This window comes from Blastococcus sp. DSM 46786 (assembly GCF_900109665.1).
Classification (GTDB): domain Bacteria; phylum Actinomycetota; class Actinomycetes; order Mycobacteriales; family Geodermatophilaceae; genus Blastococcus; species Blastococcus carthaginiensis.
This window is the reverse complement of the sequence record NZ_FOAO01000024.1, coordinates 57,515-73,696: the sequence shown is the minus strand read 5'-3', so window position 1 is coordinate 73,696 and position 16,182 is coordinate 57,515. Positions and strand designations below refer to the sequence as shown.

Below are 16,182 nucleotides of genomic sequence, written 5' to 3'. Positions count from 1 at the left end.
TTGTACGCCGTCAGCCTAGGGCCCGGTCGGCGCGTCCAGCGGGCGGGGGCCGTCCCCGGTCGGGCGTCCGCCGGCCCCCGTCGCGCGGAGGAGGGCAGCCAGGTAGGCGCGGACCACACCGGGCTCGCGCATGACCGGGCCCATCACCGCCACGCCGCGTGCGCCGGCGGTCAGGCAACCCGCGACGTCGTCCGGTCCGATGCCGCCGAGGGCGTACACCGGAGGTGCGCCCGGGACGAGAGCGGCGAGCCCCTCCAGCTCCAGCGCCGGGCCGTAGCCGGGCTTGGAGGCGGTCAGGAAGACCGGCGAGACGAACACGTGGTCGCAGCCTTCCGCCGCTGCCCGTGCGACCTCGGCTGCCGAGTGGCACGAGCGCCCGACCACTCCCGGGCGCACGGTGGGGAAGGCGTCGTCCGCCGACAGGTGCACCGCGGGTGTTCCCGCGCTGCCGGCGGCGCCCGCCCACACCAGGACCCCACCCACCGGTGCCAGCACTCTCCGCAGCTCGGCGGCGAGCGCGGACCGCTCGCGCAGGGACAGGTCCTTCTCGCGCAGCACCACGGCCCGTGCCCCGGCCGCCACCGCCGCCCGGACCGTCGCGCTGAGGCTGCCGCGGCACTGCGTGCGGTCGGTCAGCACCAGCAACCGCGGCAGCGGCTCCGGTCCCCGGCCGGTCACAGGTCGGGCAGGCCCTGCATCGGGGTCGACGCCTCCGCGTGCCAGCGCCGGGGGATGCGACCGGCACCGGCGGCCAGACGCCCGGCCTCGACGGCCTGCCGCATGGCCAGCGCCATCCGTTCGGGATCGCGGGCCCGGGTCACCGCCGAGGCCAGCAGCACCGCGTCGCACCCCAGCTCCATGGCCAGCGCCGCATCCGACGCGGTGCCGATGCCTGCGTCGAGGACGACGGGCACGGCCACCGAGTCGCGCAGCAGGGCGATGTTGTGGGGGTTGCGGATGCCGAGCCCGCTGCCGATGGGTGAGCCCAGCGGCATGACGGCGGCGCAACCGGCGTCGGCCAACCGCCGGCCCAGGATCGGGTCGTCGGTGGTGTAGGCCAGCACCCGGAACCCTTCGGCGACCAGCTCCTCGGCGGCGTCCAACAGCTCCACGCCGTCGGGCAGCAGGGTGTGCTCGTCCCCGATCACCTCGAGCTTGACCCACGGCGTGCCGAAGGCCTCTCGGGCGAGCCGCGCCGTCAGCACCGCCTCCCGGGCCGTCCGGCAACCAGCGGTGTTGGGCAGCAACCGCACGCCGCAGCGGTCCAGCACGTCGAGCATCGCCCCGCTCGAGGATGCCTCCACCCGGCGCAGCGCCACGGTGACCAGCTGGGTGCCCGATGCGCGGATCGCCCGCTCCAGGCTCTCCAGGCTGGGCGCGCCACCGGTGCCGAGGAGGAGCCGCGAGGTGAACGTCTCACCGGCCAGCTCGAAGGGATCGGTCGCCTCCTCGCGGCCCAGCGCGGGTGCCAGGTCGGCGGTGTCCGGGGACGGGGCGGCCGGATCGGTCGTCGCCATGGTCATCCTCCTGCGGTCGGGGCGAGCACTTCCAGGGCGTCGCCGGCCGCGAGCCGGGTGCCCGCCCAGCTGCTGCGCGGGACGACGTCGCCGTTGAGCGCCACCGCGACGCGGTCGTGCCCGCCGCTGCGCTCGGCCACGAGCTCGGCCACGGTCACCTCGTCGGTCACGTCGGCGACGGTGCCGTTGACGGTCACCTGCATGGTTCACCCACTCCTGGACGGATCGGTGCTGGGACGGTCGGTCGGGAATCGGTCGGCGGTGAACGGGGCGGCCGGCTCCGGGAGCTCGCCGCCGGCCAGGTACTCGGCCACGATCTCCCCGGTCACCGGTGCGAGCAGCACCCCGTTGCGGTGGTGCCCCGTCGCCAGCACCAGCCCGGGCAGTGCCGAGGGGCCGAGCAGCGGTGCGTTGTCGGCGGTCCCGGGCCGCCAGCGGGCGAGGGTCTCGACCAGCTCGAGCTCGCTCACGCCGGGAACGACCTCGATGGCGTCGTGCAGCAGCTCGTGCACCCCACCGGCGGTGACCGTGGCGTCGAACCCGCGGTCCTCGACGGTCGCCCCGACGACCAGCCGGTCGCCGGCGTAGGGGACGAGGTAGACCTGCCGCCCGCGCACGAGGGCGCGGACGGTGCCCTCGAGCAGGCCGGCCGCACCGGCCAGGCGAAGGATCTGGCCCTTCACCGGGCGCACCGGCAGCGGGGGCACGCCGGGCAGCCCGGCGCTGCGGGCCCCCAGCGCGAGCACGACCACGTCCGCGTCCAGGCGCTCCCCGCCCGTCAGCCGCAGACCGGCCGCCCGCCCGCCGACCACGTGCACGGCGTCGATGCGCTCGGCCACCAGCCGGACCCCCGCGGCCCGTGCCGCGGCCAGCAGCCCGGCGTGCAGCGAGCGGCCGTCGACCGAGTGGTCCCCGGACATCAGCAGCCCGCCGCGCACGCGTGGCGTGAGCGACGGTTCCCGGCGGCGGGTGGCCCGGGGCGGCAGGCGTTCCGCGGCCAGGCCCAGCTCGCGCTGGAAGGCGTGCAGGTCGTCGAGGGCGCGCATGTCGTCGTCGTCGAAGCCGACCACCAGCGTCCCGGCGGTGCGGAACCCCACCGGGATCCCCCCGGCGCGCTCCAGGTCGGACGCGAACGCGGGCCAGCGCTGCAGCGAGGCCAGGTTCAGCCGCAGCAGCGCCTCCTCCCCGTACCCGGCCTCGGTGACCGGCGCGAGCATCCCGGCGGCGGCGTGGGAGGCGCCGGTGCCCGGGGCATCGTCGACGACGGTGACCCGCAGCCCGCGCTGCGCCGCCCGCCAGGCCACCGACAGCCCGATCAGCCCGCCCCCCGCGATCGCCACGTCCGTCACGGTGCGGCGCCCCGGGACCCGGGCCGAGCACGGGCCGCGGCCAGCGCACGGAGCAGCTCCGTGGTGGCGGCACCCGGGTCGGCTGCGGCGGAGACCGCCCCGACCACCGCCACCCCGGCGGCACCCGCGGCCACGAGCTCGGCGATGCGCCCCGCGGTGACCCCGCCGATGGCGACGACCGGGACGGCGACGGCCTCGGCGACGGCCCGGATCCCCGCGGGACCCAGGGCGTCGGGCAGCCCGGTCTTGGTCGTCGTCGGCCAGGCGGGGCCCACGCCCAGGTAGTCCGCGCCCTCGGCCACCAGCAGCCGGGCCCGCTCGGGATCCCGGGCCGTGCCGCCGATCAGGTGCCCCGGTCCGGCGACCCGCCGGACCGCGGCGACCGGCAGGTCGGTGGCGCCCAGGTGGGTGCCGTCGGCACCGACGGCGAGGGCGACGTCCACCCGGTCGTTGACCAGGCAGGTCGCGCCGGCCGGCGCGCAGATCTCCCGCACCTGGCCGGCGAACTCGTAGAGCACCCGGTCGGTGCAGTCCTTCGCCCGCACCTGCACGACCGGCGCGCCCGCCGCCACCGCGGCGGCCACCGCGTCGAGGGCGGACGGTCCACCGCGGGCGTCGGTGAGGACGTGCAGGCCGCCCAGCTGCCGGCTCACGCGCGCGCTCCCCGGCGGCGCCGGACGAGGCCCGGTCCGACGACGAGCAGCGTGAGGACGGCGGCCACGGCCAGGCTCACCAGCGAGGCCGACCAGCCGTTGGCCGGGTCGATGCCCAGGTCGACCTGCCGCTGCGCCCACCACGCCGTCCAGCCCGCACCCGGCCCGCCGAAGAAGGTGGGCAGGGTCAGCTGGTAGGCCACGAAGCCCGCGGCCCACGGCAGCAGGAGCAGCGGTCGTGCGGGCGCGCGGTCGGAGGTGTCCCAGCTGCCGCGGGGGTGCAGCCAGTAGGCGACCAGGAGGACCCCGACGAGCGGCACGAACACGGCTCCGATCAGGAAGAGGAACGGCTCGTACGCGGCGATGTCGAACGTGAGGGCCAGCAGCGTGGCCACCGTGCCGACGGCGACGGCGAGCACCCGACGGTCCAGACGGGCGACCACGTTCTGCGCGGAGACCGCGGTCGAGTAGACGTTGGCGAACGCCTCGTCGAGCTCGACGGTCACCAGCACCAGCACGGCCACCGCACCCAGCGGGACGAGGAGGAGCGCGTCGATCACGTCGAGGCCCGCGCTCCCGTAGGCGGCCAGCGCCAGCACGCCCAGGGTGAACATGGCCACGGTGGCCAGCCCGTAGCCGACCGAGGCCCCCGCGAAGGCGGCGCGTCCGCTGCGCACGTGCCGGGTGTAGTCGGCCGCGAGCGGGAACCAGGAGACCGGCAGGGCGATGACGATGTCCGCCGCCGTCCAGAACGAGGTCGCCCCGCCGCCCTCCAGCGGGGGCAGCGGTTCGGCCAGCACCTGCACGTACAGGTAGACGATCGCGGCCAGGGCCGCCCAGACCGCGTAGCGGGCGAGCACGCGGACCACGCCGAGCGGCCGGAGCGCCATCGCGGTGGCCAGGACACCGGCGGCGACCACGAAGGGCCAGCGGGGGGCGTCCAGGACACGGGAGGCCGCCTCGGCGATGATCACGATCTCGAAGGTCGCCCAGCCGATGCACTGCACGAGGTTGAACGCCGTCGGCAGGTAGGAGGTGCGCCGGCCGAGCAGGCCGCGCAGCAGCACCATGCCCGGCACCCGCTCCCGGGCGCCGACGGCGGACGCCGCCCCGAGCAGCAGGGCCCCGACGACCGCACCGACCACGATCGCGCCGATCGTGACGGCCAGCGGCCGGCCCGGCAGCACGACGAAGACCGCGGCCACCGGCAGCAGCAGGCTGATGCCGAGATTGCCCCACAGCCCCGCGGCATCGCGCATGCCGAGGCTCTGCGGCGGCGGTCCGGCCAGGGTGAGAGGTGCGTCCCCGGAGGTTTCGGCGGATCGGGGGGTGGCGGATGTGCTCACGAGATGCGCTCCCTACGCCGGCATTACCCGGTCAGGTTCCAGCGGTCGGCGGCGCATCCAGCCGCCCTCTCAGCCCGGTCCTCCGAGCTCCCGCACGTGGCCTGCGCCACGACGCGGCCACCATAACCACTTCCGTAGAGTCCCCGCCGTGCCGGTCGCCGAGCTGCTGCAGCGCCACGCCGTGCCCTGGCGGGGCGCCACCGCCCATCCCTTCCTCGCCGCCGTCCGCGACGGCACCCTCGCCGAGCCGGCGTTCGACACCTGGCTGGTGCAGGACGCCCGCTTCGTGGCCGACCTGCTCGCGTTCCAGGCCCGGCTGCTGGCCCGCGCGCCCCGGCCGGCGCAGGCGGTGCTCGCCGGTGGGGCGGTCGCGCTCGTCGACGAGCTGGCCTGGTTCGATCGGCAGGCGGCGTCCCGGGGCCTGGACCTCTCCGCCGCGCTGCTGCCGGCCACCGTGGCCTACGCCGGGCTGCTGGACCGGCTCGACGGCGCCGACGTCCCGACCGCGCTGACGGCGTTGTGGACGATCGAGCGCACGTACCTGGACGCCTGGTCCGCGGCCCGCCCCGGCGCGCCCGCGTACCGGGAGTTCGTGGCGCACTGGACGGTGCCCGAGTTCGCCGGCTACGTCGCCGGGCTCGAGGCGGCGGCCGACGCGGTGGGCGGACCGCTCCCCGACGAGGTGTTCCTCGAGGTGGTCGCCGCCGAGACCGCCTTCTGGGACATGGCGGTGGCGGCGTCGTGAGCCTGTCCGCGCAGCTGTGGGCGGCCAACGCCGACCTCGCCGCCGAGGCGCTCGTCCACCCCTTCGTCACCGGGATCGCCGACGGCAGCCTGCCCCGCGACCGGTTCGCCGGTTACGTGGCGCAGGACGCGTACTTCCTGGAGTCCTTCGCCCGGGCCTACGCGCTCGGGGTGGCGCACAGCCCCGACCGGGCCACGCTGGACGCCTTCGCCGACCTGCTCGCCGGGGTGCGCGAGGAGCTGCGGCTGCACGCCGGGTACGCCGCCCGGTGGGGCATCGACCTGGCGGAGGTCGAGCCGGCGCCGGCCACGTCGGCCTACACCGATTTCCTGCTGGCGGCGGCGTCGCTGGGCGGCGTGGGTGTCACCTGCGCGGCGATGACGCCGTGCATGCGGCTCTACGCCCACCTCGGCGGCTCGCTGGCCGATCGGGCGTCGGGCCCCTACGCGGAGTGGGTCACCACGTACGCCGATCCGGGTTTCGAGGAGCTGGCGGCCACCCTGGAGCGGCTGCTGGACGCAGTGGTCGGCGACGGCCCGGCCGTGCGCACCGCCTACCGCCGGGCCATGCGGCTGGAGCTCGACTTCTTCGATGCGGCCTGGCGCACGCCCTAGCGGACGGTTCCGCGCGGCCCGGTCAACCGAGCAGGCCGAGCAGCAGGTGGGCGTTCAGCCCGATGATCAGGGCCGCGATGACGGTCCCGGCCACGGTGGTGGTCCGGCGGTTCACCCACCCGCCCATCAGGTCGCGGCGGCTGGTCAGCCACAGCAGCGGCACGAGGGCGAACGGGATGCCGAAGGAGAGCACGACCTGCGACCACACCAGCGCGGTCGTCGGGTCCCCGCCCAGCACGAGCACGGCGAGGGCCGGGGCCAGGGTGATCAGCCGGCGGGTCAGCACCGGGATGTGCCGCTTGAGGAACCCGGCCATCACGACCTGCCCGGCGTGCGTGCCCACCGACGAGGAGGCGAAGCCGGAGGCCAGCAGCGCGAGGGCGAACGCGAGCGCGGCGCCGGTGCCGAGCTGGTCGCCGAGCCCGGCGTGCACGCCCTCGAGGCTGTCCACGCCGCTGTCGCCGGTGAACAGCTGCGCGGCGATGACCAGCATCGCGGCGTTGACCAGCCCGGCCAGGCCCATGGCCACGACGATGTCGATGCGCTGCGCCCGCAGGAGCCGGCCCCGGCCCTCCCGGGTGCGGCCGGCGGTGACGGCGTCGCCGTAGCGGCCGGGGGTGAGCGCGGAGTGCACGTAGATCACGTGCGGCATCACCGTGGCACCCAGGATCCCGGTGGCCAGCACGACGCTCTCGGCGCCGTCGAAGGAGGGCACCATGCCCCCGGCGAGCCCGCCCGGGTCGACGCCCGAGCCCAGCAGGGTGTAGCCGAACCCGATCCCGATGACCAGCAGCAGGCCGGCGATGACCCGCTCGAACGGCCGGTACCCGCGCGACTGCGCGGCCAGCAGGATGAAGGCGACGACGGCGGTGATGACCCCGCCGATCGGCAGCGGGACCCCGAACAGCAGGTACAGCGCCACAGCGCCACCGACGATCTCGGCCAGGTCTGTGGCGATGGCGACCGCCTCGGCCTGCAGCCACAGCCCCCGGGTGACCGGCGTGGGCAGGTTCTCGCGGCAGAGCGTGGCCAGGTCGCGGCCGGTGGCCAGCCCGAGCTTCGCCGTCAGCGACTGGATCAGCATCGCCATCAGGTTCGCCGCGACGATGACCCACAGCAGCGTGTAGCCGAACGCGGCGCCGCCGGAGAAGTTGGTCGCGAAGTTGCCGGGGTCGACGTAGGCGACGGCGGCGACGAAGGCCGGGCCGAGCATCGACCACAGCCGCCGGCGTCCCGGTTCGGCCCGCGGGGTGCGGTGCGCGGGGGCGCGCAGCGTCGTCGGCAGGACGGCGGCCTCGGTCTTCGACAGGTACACGGCGGCCTCGCAGGCGGTTCCGGGGTGGGCGGTCGCCCCTCCTCTGCCCGCCCCGCGTGTCACGCCGGGGCCGACCCGTGGCCCTCCGGGGCCAAGGTCAGGCTTGCCTGCCCCGGCCGCCGCGCCGGGCCCGCTCGACCAGCGCGTCGATGCGCGCGCCGTGCGCGCCGCGCCAGTACACCCGCCCGCAGCCGGGGCACCGGGAGAACTCGTCGACGCTGCGGCGGGTGCCCGGCTCCAGCAGGTCGGCGACCTCCTCCTTCGGCACCGGGTGGAGGGCGGCGCCGCAGGCGGTGCAGCGGGTGAGCGGCGCCAGCGGGACGGCGAACCGGTCGAGCACGTCGTCCAGCTGCTCGTCGGGCCGGCCGCCCCGCACGAGCGCGCCGTGCGGCAGCGCCCGGCGCATGAGCAGGCCGCGGTCCTGCGTCAGCAGCACCCGCTCCTCCTCCGCCGCCCGGGCGACCAGCGCCGGGTCGTCGGCGTCGTTCGACCACGCGGCGTCGGTCCCGAGCAACCGCAGCCGCCGCGCGAGGGCGCCCAGCCCGACGTCGAGCAGGAACCCGCCCGGGGGGACGGCCACGGGCCGCGTCACCGGGTCCACCTCGAGCACGGTGCCGGGGCGGACGCGCGCGGCGGTCGTCACCGGCGCGCCGTCCGCCCGGATGGCCCCGACCTCGGTCAGCGGGATCCCGGCGGCCTGCACGAGGTGCCCGGCCGTCGCGTCCGGGTCGAAGGGCAGCGGGCGCTCGCCCGCTCCCCGGTACCGCGGGGACAGCAGCCACCGCAGGTCCGGCGCCGGCCGCACGTGCACCTCCACGGCGCCGGGCTACCCCGTCCGGACGGCCGCCGACACGCGCGCTACCCCGCCCGGACGGCCGCCGACACGCGCGCCAGGGACGCGCCAGGCGTGCGCCGGGGCCTTCCTGGGCACGGAGGGGTGGCCGTCCGCCGTCCCACCCTGGAGGTCCCGTGCCCGACGCAACGCCCCGTCCCCTCGCCCTCGTCACCGGTGCGTCCAGCGGCATCGGGCTGGAGCTCGCCAAGCAGTTCGCCGAGCACGGGTTCGACCTCGTGGTGGTCGCCGAGGACGCCGAGCTCGACGCGGCGGCCCAGCAGCTGCGCCAGCGCGGCGCCGCCGTATCGCCGGTCCGGGCCGACCTCACCCGGCGCGAGGAGGTCGAGAAGGTCGTCGCGGCCGTGCGCGGGTCCGGCCGGCCGCTGGACGCGGCGGCCCTCAACGCCGGCGTCGGCGTCGGCGGCCGCTTCGTCGAGACTGATCTCGAGGCGGAGATCGGCATGGTCGAGCTGAACTGCGTCTCGACGATGCACCTGGCCAAGCGCGTGGCGCAGGACATGGTGGGCCGGGGGGAGGGGCGGATCCTGTTCACCTCCTCGGTGGTCTCGCAGGCGCCCGCGCCGTTCCAGGCGGTCTACTCCGCGACCAAGGCGTTCGTGCAGTTCCTCGCCCTGGGCATCCGCGAGGAGCTGGACGGCACCGGCGTCACCGTCACCGCGCTGCTGCCCGGCCCTACCGACACCGAGTTCTTCGACCGCGGCGAACTCACCGACACCAAGCTGGGCGCCAGCGACAGCAAGGACGACCCGGCGCTGGTGGCCCGGCAGGGATTCGAGGGGCTGATGAAGGGCGAGACCTCGGTGTTCGCCGGGTCGGTGACCAGCAAGCTGATGGGCCGCCTCTCGGCGGTCGTGCCCGACTCGGTCGCCGGCAAGGTCCAGAAGCCCATGATCGCCCCGGGCTCGGCCGAGCAGTAGCGGGTCCGGCACGATCGGGGCGTGCCCGAGCCGCTCCAGCCCATCGACCTCCCGGTCGGCGACCTCCTGCTGCGGCCGTGGCGGGAGACCGACATCGAGGGCATCTGGGCCGCGTTCCAGGACCCCGAGCTCCGGCGCTGGAACGGCGGGGGCGTGACCTCCCGCACCGACGCCCTGGTGCTCCTGGGCCGCCGGATGGACTGGACGTCCGGGGACCACGCGTCCTGGGCGCTCGTCGACCCGGCGGTGGACGACCTGCTCGCCTCGGTCTCCCTGCACTCCCTCGACCGGCTGCACGGGAACGTGCAGATCGGGTACTGGACCGTGCCGGCGGCGCGGGGGCGCGGCCTGGCCCCGGCCGCGGTGGACGCCGCCTGCCGCTGGGCCTTCGGCGCGCTGCCCGTCGACCGGGTCGAGCTGTGCCACGCGGTGGACAACCCCGCCTCCGGCCGGGTCGCCGAGAAGGCGGGCTTCACCCGCGAGGGCCGGCTGCGCCGCTCCTACCGCTACGGCGACGGCGTGAAGCACGACGAGCTCCTGTGGGCCCGCCTCGCGGACGACCCGGCGCCCGAGATCAGCACCCGCAGCTGACGCCCGGGGCCGGGGCCGACGATAGCGGCGCCCTGCCCCCGCCGGCGAGGCTCCCGGCTGCCGATCGGCGCAGCGGAGCTGCCGACCTCACAGCGGGACGGCGAGGCCCTCCGGCGCCGGCCGGGCCAGCGCCCCGGCGAGGTCGGGTCGCAGCGGGGCCAGCCCCGCGCCGGCGAGGACGACGTCGCGCGTGAACGCGTGCCAGCGGTGCGCCGAGCGCAGCATGCTGTGGCCGCCGGTGATGGTGAACCGGGCGACCCGCGCGCCCGCGCGCTGCGCCCGGACGGCGAAGTCGGCCGAGAGCTGCGCGGGCACCCATCGGTCGCGCCGGCCGTGCAGGATCGCGACGGTGCGGTCGCGCAGGTGGTCGACGGGCTCGCCGGGCGGCGTCCAGGGCGCCAGCGCGCAGATCGCCGCGACGCCGTCGTGCCCACCCGCGCGCAGCACGGCCCGCCCGCCCATCGAGTGCCCGACCAGGACGACGGGCAGCTCCCCGTGCTCGGCGCGGATGCGGTCCAGCGCCCGGTGCACATCGGCGTAGGCGTCGGCCGCGGCCCCGTTCCAGCCGGCCACCCGGTAGCGCAGCAGGCAGGTCGTGAGCCCCTGCCCGGCGGCGGCACCGGAGACGAACTGCTCGATCGCGCGCATGCGCACCAGCGAGAGCGCCCGCTCCTTGGGCGGCTCCACGCTGGCCACCGTCCCGCCGTGGCAGAACAGCGCGACCGCCCGCGGCGATCCGGTCGCGGGACGGGTCTCCAGGACCGGCTCGGTCACGCCCGGCGGGACCGGCGTCCGCCGCGGAGGCTCGCGCGGGCCCGATCCCCCAGATCGCCGGCCTTGAGCAGGGCGTTGCTGACCGTGGACGGTCCGCGGCGCCGCTCGAGGCCACGTCCGAGCCGGCGCAGGACGCCGGTGGCCAGCGGGACGAGGACGGTCAGGACCAGCCACATGCGCAGCCGGCGGGTGAGGAAGAGCCACATGCCCAGGACTCTGCCCCGTCCCGCCCGGCGGGAACCGGCGTCAGTCCGCGAGCTTCACCACCATCTTCCCGGTGTTCCCGCCGCGCAGGAGGTCGAGGAACGTGTCGACGGCGTTCTCCAGGCCCTCGCGAACGGTCTCCCGGACGACGAGGTCCCCGGAGGTGACCATGCGGGTGACCTTGGTGGTGAACTCGTCGCGCAGGTCGGCGTGGTCGCCGACGATGAAGCCGCGCAGGCTGAGCTTCTTGGTCACCATCATGAACATGTTGCGAGGCCCCGGCGCCGGCTCGGTGGCGTTGTAGCCGGAGATGGCGCCGCACAGGGCGCCCCGGCCGAACTCCTTGAAGGCGCCGATGGCGGCCTCGAGGTGCTCGCCGCCGACGTTGTCGAAGAAGACGTCGATGCCCTCGGGCGCGGCGCCCGCGAGCAGCTCGGCCACCGGGCCGTCGTGGTAGTCGAAGGCCCGCGTGAAGCCGGCCTCCTCGGTCAGCCAGCGCACCTTCTCCGGCGTCCCGGCGCTGCCGACGACGGCGGCGGCCCCGTTGAGCTTCGCGAACTGGCCGACCAGGCTGCCGACCGCACCCGCGGCGCCGGAGACGAACACGGTGTCGCCCTCCCGGAACTCCGCGAGCCGGAAGAGCCCGGCCCAGGCGGTGAGCCCCGGCATGCCGAGCACGCCGAGGTGGTAGCTGGCCGGGATGCCCGGGAGCTCGGGCAGCACCCGCACGTGCGCGGCGTCCAGGACGGCGACGTCCCGCCACGCGGCGTCGGCGAGCACCAGCGCGCCCTCGGAGACGTCGGGGGAGCGGGAGGCCACGACCCGGCCGACCGCACCACCCTTCATCGTCTCGCCGATCTCCCAGCGGGCCGCGTAGGACTTCCCCGGGTTCATCCGGCCGCGCATGTAGGGGTCGACCGACATGACCAGCATCCGCACGACGACCTGCCCCTCGGCCGGGTCCGGGCGCTCGAGCTCCACGAGCCGGAAGTCGTCGGGGGTGGGCTCGCCGTGCGGACGGGCCGCCAGCTGCCATTCGCGGGTCGTGATCGGCATGCCGACATCCTGCCGGGCGAGGGGGCGCCGGCGCCGTCCGGCCCGGCGGGCTCGGGCCGAGCGGCCATCGCTCTCCCCGGCCGGCGGGTGCCCGCGTCGAGTGCGACGAACTCGTGGTGATCAGCGTGCGATGGCCACGACGTCGTCGCACTCGTCGCCAGAGGGGCGGGCGAGCGGCCGGGGCTCGGGCCGAGCGGCGGGCGGAGGTCAGGCCGAGCGGCCGTCGCGTTCCCCCGCTCCCGGGTGCCCCGGCGCCGCGCGCCGGGCCCGTTGCCCCCGTGCCACCTCGGTGGCCAGCGCGTCGAGGGGCTGGGCGAACGCGGCCAGCGGGTCGGCGAGGGCGACGAGCCAGGCCTGGGCCGCGGCGAGCCCGGACGGGTCCAGGGCGTACAGCCGGCGGGTGCCCTCGGCGCGCACCGTGACCAGCCCGGCCTCCCGCAGCACCCGCAGGTGCTGGGACACCGCGGGCTGCGAGATCGGTGCCGCGCCCTGCAGCGCCTGGACGAGGGCCCCCGCCGGCTGCTCGCCGCCGGAGAGCAGCTCCAGGATCTGCCGGCGGGTGCGATCCCCCAGCGCCTCGAAGGTCCCGTTCACTCAGCTCCCGGCGGCATCCTCGGACGGCGGGGTCGTGTAGAACGCCACCGTACGATCGGCCGCCTCGCGCGCGGCGGCGGGGTCGTCCCCGTCGGCGGCCGCCGCCTCGCCCCACCCGGCGGCCGCGCGGCGGACGAACTCGGCCCCCTCGGGCGTCAGGGTGAACGTCGCCGCGAGCTCCGGGTCGACCGGGGCGCCGGTGTCCAGGTGCAGCCCCAGGCCCATGAGCGCCAGGTCCCAGCCCACGCCCACCGCGCCCGGCCCGAACTGCGCCCAGAACCCGGGGTCCACGGGCGCCTCGTGCACCAGTTCCATGGCGGTCCCGCCGTCCGCCGGCGAGAGGTGCACCTGGAGCCAGGAGACCATCCCGCCGAACTCCCACGTGACGGCGAAGGACTCGGGCTCCTCGCACCGCTCGACCACGCCGCCGGCGTTGCCCTCGAGCTGGTACCGGCCGCCGAGATGCAGGTCGCCGCTCACCGGCAGGAACCAGCGGGGGAGCCGCTCCGCGTCGGTGAGCGCCCCCCAGACCTGCGCCCGGTCGGCGCGGTAGGTGCGCCGGGCGACGGCGATGCGCGTCGGCGCCCCGTCGCGGGAGCCGGTGCGCACCTCGCGCGTGACCAGGCCGGCCGTGGAGACCGGATCGGTGGTGGTCATGTCGTCCTCCTATCCATAAGCAACAACTTATAGAACGACGGTAGCGGTGGTTGCCGCCGGGGGCAAGCCCCCGGTGCCGTCGGGGGAGGTGTTCCACGCCCGGATCGGTGTTGCACGACCGACCTAGAGTGGGGGCATGCTCTTCTCCCGGTACAAGACGCAGCCCGTCTCGGCCGAGGACGCCCTCCCGGGCCGTCCCGACCCGCTGCCGCACGTGCCCGAGGTGCACGCGGTGAACGGCAACCGCATCCAGCCGCCCTTCCCCGAGGGCCTGCAGACCGCCGTCTTCGGCGCCGGGTGCTTCTGGGGCGTCGAGAAGGTGTTCTGGCAGCTGCCCGGCGTCTACTCGACCGCGGCCGGTTACGCCGGTGGCCACACGCCGAACCCGACCTACGACGAGGTCTGCTCGGCGCGCACCGGTCACACCGAGGTCGTCCTCGTGGTCTTCGACCCGGCGCAGACCTCCTACGAGCAGCTGCTGAAGGCGTTCTGGGAGGACCACGACCCCACCCAGGGCATGCGGCAGGGCAACGACGTCGGCACCCAGTACCGCTCGGCGATCTACCACGCCTCACCGGAGCAGGAGGCCGCGGCGCGGGCCACCCGCGAGGCGTACCAGGAGCGGCTGACGGCGGCCGGATACGGCGAGGTCACCACCGAGATCGCGCCGCTGGGCGAGTTCTTCTACGCCGAGGACTACCACCAGCAGTACCTGTACAAGGTGCCGAACGGCTACTGCCCGGTGCACTCGACCGGCGTCTCCTGCCCGGTGGGCCTCCCCGGCGTCTGAACCAGGCCCGCCCTCCCCGGGCATAGGAAGCTATGCATACGGTTCAGGCCCCGAAACCGCATGCATAGCTTCCTATGCCCAGGACGTGGAGGCCGGACCGTGGACACTCTCCGCACCCCTGACGAGCGCTTCGCCGATCTGCCCGGCTTCCCGTACGAGCCCCGCTACGTCGAGGTCGACGACGGCGACGGCGGCCGGCTGCGGGTCGCCTACGTCGACGAGGGCCCGGCCGACGGCGAGACGGTGCTGCTGCTCCACGGCGAGCCGTCCTGGTCCTTCCTCTACCGCCGGATGATCCCGGTGCTGGTCGAGGCCGGCCTGCGCGTCGTGGCGCCCGACCTGGTCGGGTTCGGCCGCTCCGACAAGCCGGTCGAGCGGTCCGCCTACACCTACGCCCGGCACGTCGGGTGGATGCGCCAGGCGTTGCTCGACGAGCTGGACCTGCGCGACGCCACGCTGGTCTGCCAGGACTGGGGCGGCCTCATCGGGCTGCGGCTGGTCGCCGAGAACCCCGACCGCTTCGCCCGCGTCGTCGTCGCCAACACCGGGCTCCCCACCGGCGACCAGCGGATGAGCGAGGCGTTCCTGGCCTGGCAGCGGTTCTCCCAGGAGAGCCCCGAGTTCCACATCGGCCGCATCGTCGGCAACGGCACCGTCGGCGGGCTCGCCCCGGAGGTGCTGGCCGCCTACGACGCGCCCTTCCCCGACGACCGGTACACCGCCGGCGCCCGCCAGTTCCCCGCGCTGGTCCCGACGTCGCCCGACGACCCGGCGGCCGCGGCCAACCGGGCCGCCTGGGAGGTGCTGATGAGCTGGGAGAAGCCGTTCCTCACGGCCTTCTCCGACGGCGACCCGATCACCGGCGGGGGCGACCGGGTGTTCCAGAAGCTGGTGCCCGGCGCCCGGGGGATGGCGCACACGACGCTGCCCGGCGGCGGCCACTTCCTGCAGGAGGACGTCGGCCCCGAGCTCGCCCGCGTCGTCGCCGACCTCGTCGCCGCGACACCGCGCACCTGAGGCCGGCGTGGCGCTGACCCCCGACGAGGTCCTGGGCGCGCTCCGGCGCACCCCGGACGTCGAGGCGCCCGACCTGGTCGCCGTCGACGCGACCGACCGGCTGCTGCTGGACCTCGCGGCCGAGCTGGTCCCCGGCTGCGGGCCGGGCGAGGTCGCCGTCGTCGACGACTCCTACGGCGCGCTCGCGCTGGGGCTCGTCGCCCGGCACGGGCGGACCGGCGTGCGGGTGGGCCAGGACCTGCTGGTGGGGGAGCGGGCGCTGGCCGCGAACGCCGAGCGCGTCGGCCTGGCCGGCTCGTCCCGGTCCCTGCCGCTGGGCCCCGAGCTGGCGGCCGGGGCGCGGGTGGTGCTCGTCAAGGCGCCCAAGGGGCTGGACGCGCTGCGCGAGATCGCCGAGGTGGTCGCCGGGGCTGCGGCCCCCGACGTCACCGTCCTGGTGGGCGGCCGGGTCAAGCACATGACGCACGCGATGAACGACGTCCTCGGCGCCTCCTTCGGCGAGGTGCAGGCGACGCTGGCGCGGCAGAAGTCCCGGGTGCTGGTGGCCCGCGGGCCGAAGCCGCGCCCGTCGTCGTTCCCCCGGCGCCAGGAGCACCCGGACCTCGGCCTGACGGTGTGCGCCCACGGGGCAGCCTTCGCCGGCACGCGGATCGACATCGGCACCCGGGCGCTGCTGCGGGCGCTCCCGGAGATGGCGCCCGGTGCGCGGACCGCCGTGGACCTCGGTTGCGGCACCGGCGTCCTGGCCGCGCTGCTGGCCCGCGACCGCCCGGAGCTGCGCGTCCTTGCCGTGGACCAGTCCGCCGCGGCCGTCGCCTCCGCCGCGGCGACGGCGGCCGCCAACGGCGTCGCCGACCGGGTGGAGGTCCGCCGTGACGACGCCGCCGCGACCGTGCCGGACCGCTCGGTGGACCTGGTGGTCTGCAACCCGCCGTTCCACGTGGGTGCGGCGGTGGTGACGACGGCCGCCGACCGGCTGTTCGCGGCGGCGGCGCGGTTGCTGCGCCCCGGCGGCGAGCTGTGGACGGTCTACAACTCGGCGCTGCGCTACCGCCCGGCGCTGAACCGGGTGGTCGGGCCGACCCGGGTGGCCCACCGGGACCCGAAGTTCACGGTGACGGTGTCGCGGCGGCGCTGAGGGTCGGTGGATCCCGCATGGCGATCCAGGTCACCATCCGGCATCGGTG

Annotated in this window: 20 protein-coding genes and 1 riboswitch; of the genes, 7 read left to right on the top strand and 13 right to left on the bottom strand. The window is 76.0% G+C overall.

The window, feature by feature from the left end; translation table 11 throughout:
* Nucleotides 1-15 precede the first annotated feature (15 nt).
* From BMW62_RS19295 to BMW62_RS19270, 6 genes are read right to left on the bottom strand one after another with little or no spacing between them, the layout of a single operon-like run.
* Entirely contained in the window at nt 16-678 is a 663-nt protein-coding gene (locus BMW62_RS19295; protein WP_211435199.1) for a thiamine phosphate synthase, read from the bottom strand.
* On the bottom strand, nt 675-1,517 hold the full coding sequence (locus BMW62_RS19290) for a thiazole synthase (RefSeq protein ID WP_091934467.1): 843 nt from the start codon (nt 1,515-1,517) through the stop codon (nt 675-677). The genes BMW62_RS19295 and BMW62_RS19290 overlap by 4 nt, the downstream gene beginning before the upstream one ends.
* Nucleotides 1,518-1,519: 2 nt before the next feature.
* Nucleotides 1,520-1,720 (bottom strand): sulfur carrier protein ThiS, encoded by a 201-nt coding sequence (thiS, locus tag BMW62_RS19285; protein WP_091934464.1) that lies wholly within the window; start codon nt 1,718-1,720, stop codon nt 1,520-1,522.
* Between the two features lie 3 nt (nt 1,721-1,723).
* Nucleotides 1,724-2,857, bottom strand: a complete 1,134-nt coding sequence (thiO, locus tag BMW62_RS19280; protein WP_244524164.1) for a glycine oxidase ThiO — start codon at nt 2,855-2,857, stop codon at nt 1,724-1,726.
* A 5-nt stretch (nt 2,858-2,862) separates the two neighbouring features.
* Nucleotides 2,863-3,519 carry a thiamine phosphate synthase gene (gene thiE, locus BMW62_RS19275; protein WP_091934458.1) on the bottom strand — a complete coding sequence of 219 codons (657 nt, stop codon included), beginning with the start codon at nt 3,517-3,519 and terminating at the stop codon, nt 2,863-2,865.
* Entirely contained in the window at nt 3,516-4,778 is a 1,263-nt protein-coding gene (locus BMW62_RS19270; RefSeq protein ID WP_244524163.1) for a purine-cytosine permease family protein, read from the bottom strand. Before BMW62_RS19270 ends, thiE begins: the two co-directional genes overlap by 4 nt.
* A 79-nt stretch (nt 4,779-4,857) precedes the next feature.
* A riboswitch (TPP riboswitch) is annotated at nt 4,858-4,969 on the bottom strand.
* Between the two features lie 44 nt (nt 4,970-5,013).
* Between BMW62_RS19270 and BMW62_RS19265 the strand changes: the two genes are divergently transcribed.
* Nucleotides 5,014-5,610: a thiaminase II/PqqC family protein gene (locus BMW62_RS19265; protein ID WP_091934452.1), complete on the top strand. Its 597-nt coding sequence runs from the start codon at nt 5,014-5,016 to the stop codon at nt 5,608-5,610.
* Nucleotides 5,607-6,224, top strand: a complete 618-nt coding sequence (locus tag BMW62_RS19260) for a TenA family protein (RefSeq protein ID WP_091934449.1) — start codon at nt 5,607-5,609, stop codon at nt 6,222-6,224. Before BMW62_RS19265 ends, BMW62_RS19260 begins: the two co-directional genes overlap by 4 nt.
* Nucleotides 6,225-6,246: 22 nt before the next feature.
* Here BMW62_RS19260 and BMW62_RS19255 read toward each other — a convergent pair whose 3' ends face one another.
* Nucleotides 6,247-7,539, bottom strand: a complete 1,293-nt coding sequence (locus BMW62_RS19255) for an Nramp family divalent metal transporter (RefSeq protein WP_091934446.1) — start codon at nt 7,537-7,539, stop codon at nt 6,247-6,249.
* A 97-nt stretch (nt 7,540-7,636) separates the two neighbouring features.
* Nucleotides 7,637-8,356, bottom strand: a complete 720-nt coding sequence (locus BMW62_RS19250; RefSeq protein ID WP_091934443.1) for a Mut7-C RNAse domain-containing protein — start codon at nt 8,354-8,356, stop codon at nt 7,637-7,639.
* A gap of 152 nt (nt 8,357-8,508) precedes the next feature.
* Here BMW62_RS19250 and BMW62_RS19245 point away from each other — a divergent pair, with 152 nt between their 5' ends.
* Together BMW62_RS19245 and BMW62_RS19240 are read left to right on the top strand one after the other, a co-directional pair.
* A complete protein-coding gene (locus tag BMW62_RS19245) occupies nt 8,509-9,312 on the top strand; it encodes an SDR family NAD(P)-dependent oxidoreductase (RefSeq protein WP_091934440.1) in 804 nt (267 codons plus the stop codon).
* 21 nt (nt 9,313-9,333) lie between these two features.
* The gene (locus BMW62_RS19240; protein WP_091934437.1) at nt 9,334-9,903 is read left to right on the top strand and encodes a GNAT family N-acetyltransferase; all 570 of its coding nucleotides are present in this window, start codon (nt 9,334-9,336) and stop codon (nt 9,901-9,903) included.
* 87 nt (nt 9,904-9,990) lie between these two features.
* On the opposite strand, the gene BMW62_RS19235 is transcribed toward BMW62_RS19240, so the two are convergent.
* The 5 genes from BMW62_RS19235 to BMW62_RS19215 form a co-directional block, all read right to left on the bottom strand.
* A complete protein-coding gene (locus BMW62_RS19235) occupies nt 9,991-10,677 on the bottom strand; it encodes an alpha/beta hydrolase (RefSeq protein WP_091934434.1) in 687 nt (228 codons plus the stop codon).
* Nucleotides 10,674-10,883 carry a hypothetical protein gene (locus tag BMW62_RS19230; RefSeq protein WP_091934431.1) on the bottom strand — a complete coding sequence of 70 codons (210 nt, stop codon included), beginning with the start codon at nt 10,881-10,883 and terminating at the stop codon, nt 10,674-10,676. The genes BMW62_RS19235 and BMW62_RS19230 overlap by 4 nt, the downstream gene beginning before the upstream one ends.
* A 40-nt stretch (nt 10,884-10,923) precedes the next feature.
* On the bottom strand, nt 10,924-11,937 hold the full coding sequence (locus tag BMW62_RS19225) for an NADP-dependent oxidoreductase (protein WP_091934428.1): 1,014 nt from the start codon (nt 11,935-11,937) through the stop codon (nt 10,924-10,926).
* A 207-nt stretch (nt 11,938-12,144) separates the two neighbouring features.
* Nucleotides 12,145-12,531, bottom strand: a complete 387-nt coding sequence (locus tag BMW62_RS19220; RefSeq protein ID WP_091934427.1) for an ArsR/SmtB family transcription factor — start codon at nt 12,529-12,531, stop codon at nt 12,145-12,147.
* Nucleotides 12,532-13,188, bottom strand: coding sequence for an SRPBCC family protein (locus BMW62_RS19215; RefSeq protein ID WP_091934424.1), 657 nt, complete (start codon nt 13,186-13,188; stop codon nt 12,532-12,534).
* A gap of 136 nt (nt 13,189-13,324) precedes the next feature.
* Here BMW62_RS19215 and msrA point away from each other — a divergent pair, with 136 nt between their 5' ends.
* The 3 genes from msrA to BMW62_RS19200 all read left to right on the top strand — a co-directional run bounded on the left by msrA (nt 13,325) and on the right by BMW62_RS19200 (nt 16,133).
* Nucleotides 13,325-13,978 carry a peptide-methionine (S)-S-oxide reductase MsrA gene (msrA, locus tag BMW62_RS19210; RefSeq protein ID WP_091934421.1) on the top strand — a complete coding sequence of 218 codons (654 nt, stop codon included), beginning with the start codon at nt 13,325-13,327 and terminating at the stop codon, nt 13,976-13,978.
* A gap of 99 nt (nt 13,979-14,077) precedes the next feature.
* Nucleotides 14,078-14,995: a haloalkane dehalogenase gene (locus tag BMW62_RS19205; protein WP_091934418.1), complete on the top strand. Its 918-nt coding sequence runs from the start codon at nt 14,078-14,080 to the stop codon at nt 14,993-14,995.
* Between the two features lie 7 nt (nt 14,996-15,002).
* Nucleotides 15,003-16,133: a class I SAM-dependent methyltransferase gene (locus BMW62_RS19200; RefSeq protein ID WP_244524162.1), complete on the top strand. Its 1,131-nt coding sequence runs from the start codon at nt 15,003-15,005 to the stop codon at nt 16,131-16,133.
* Nucleotides 16,134-16,182 lie beyond the last annotated feature (49 nt).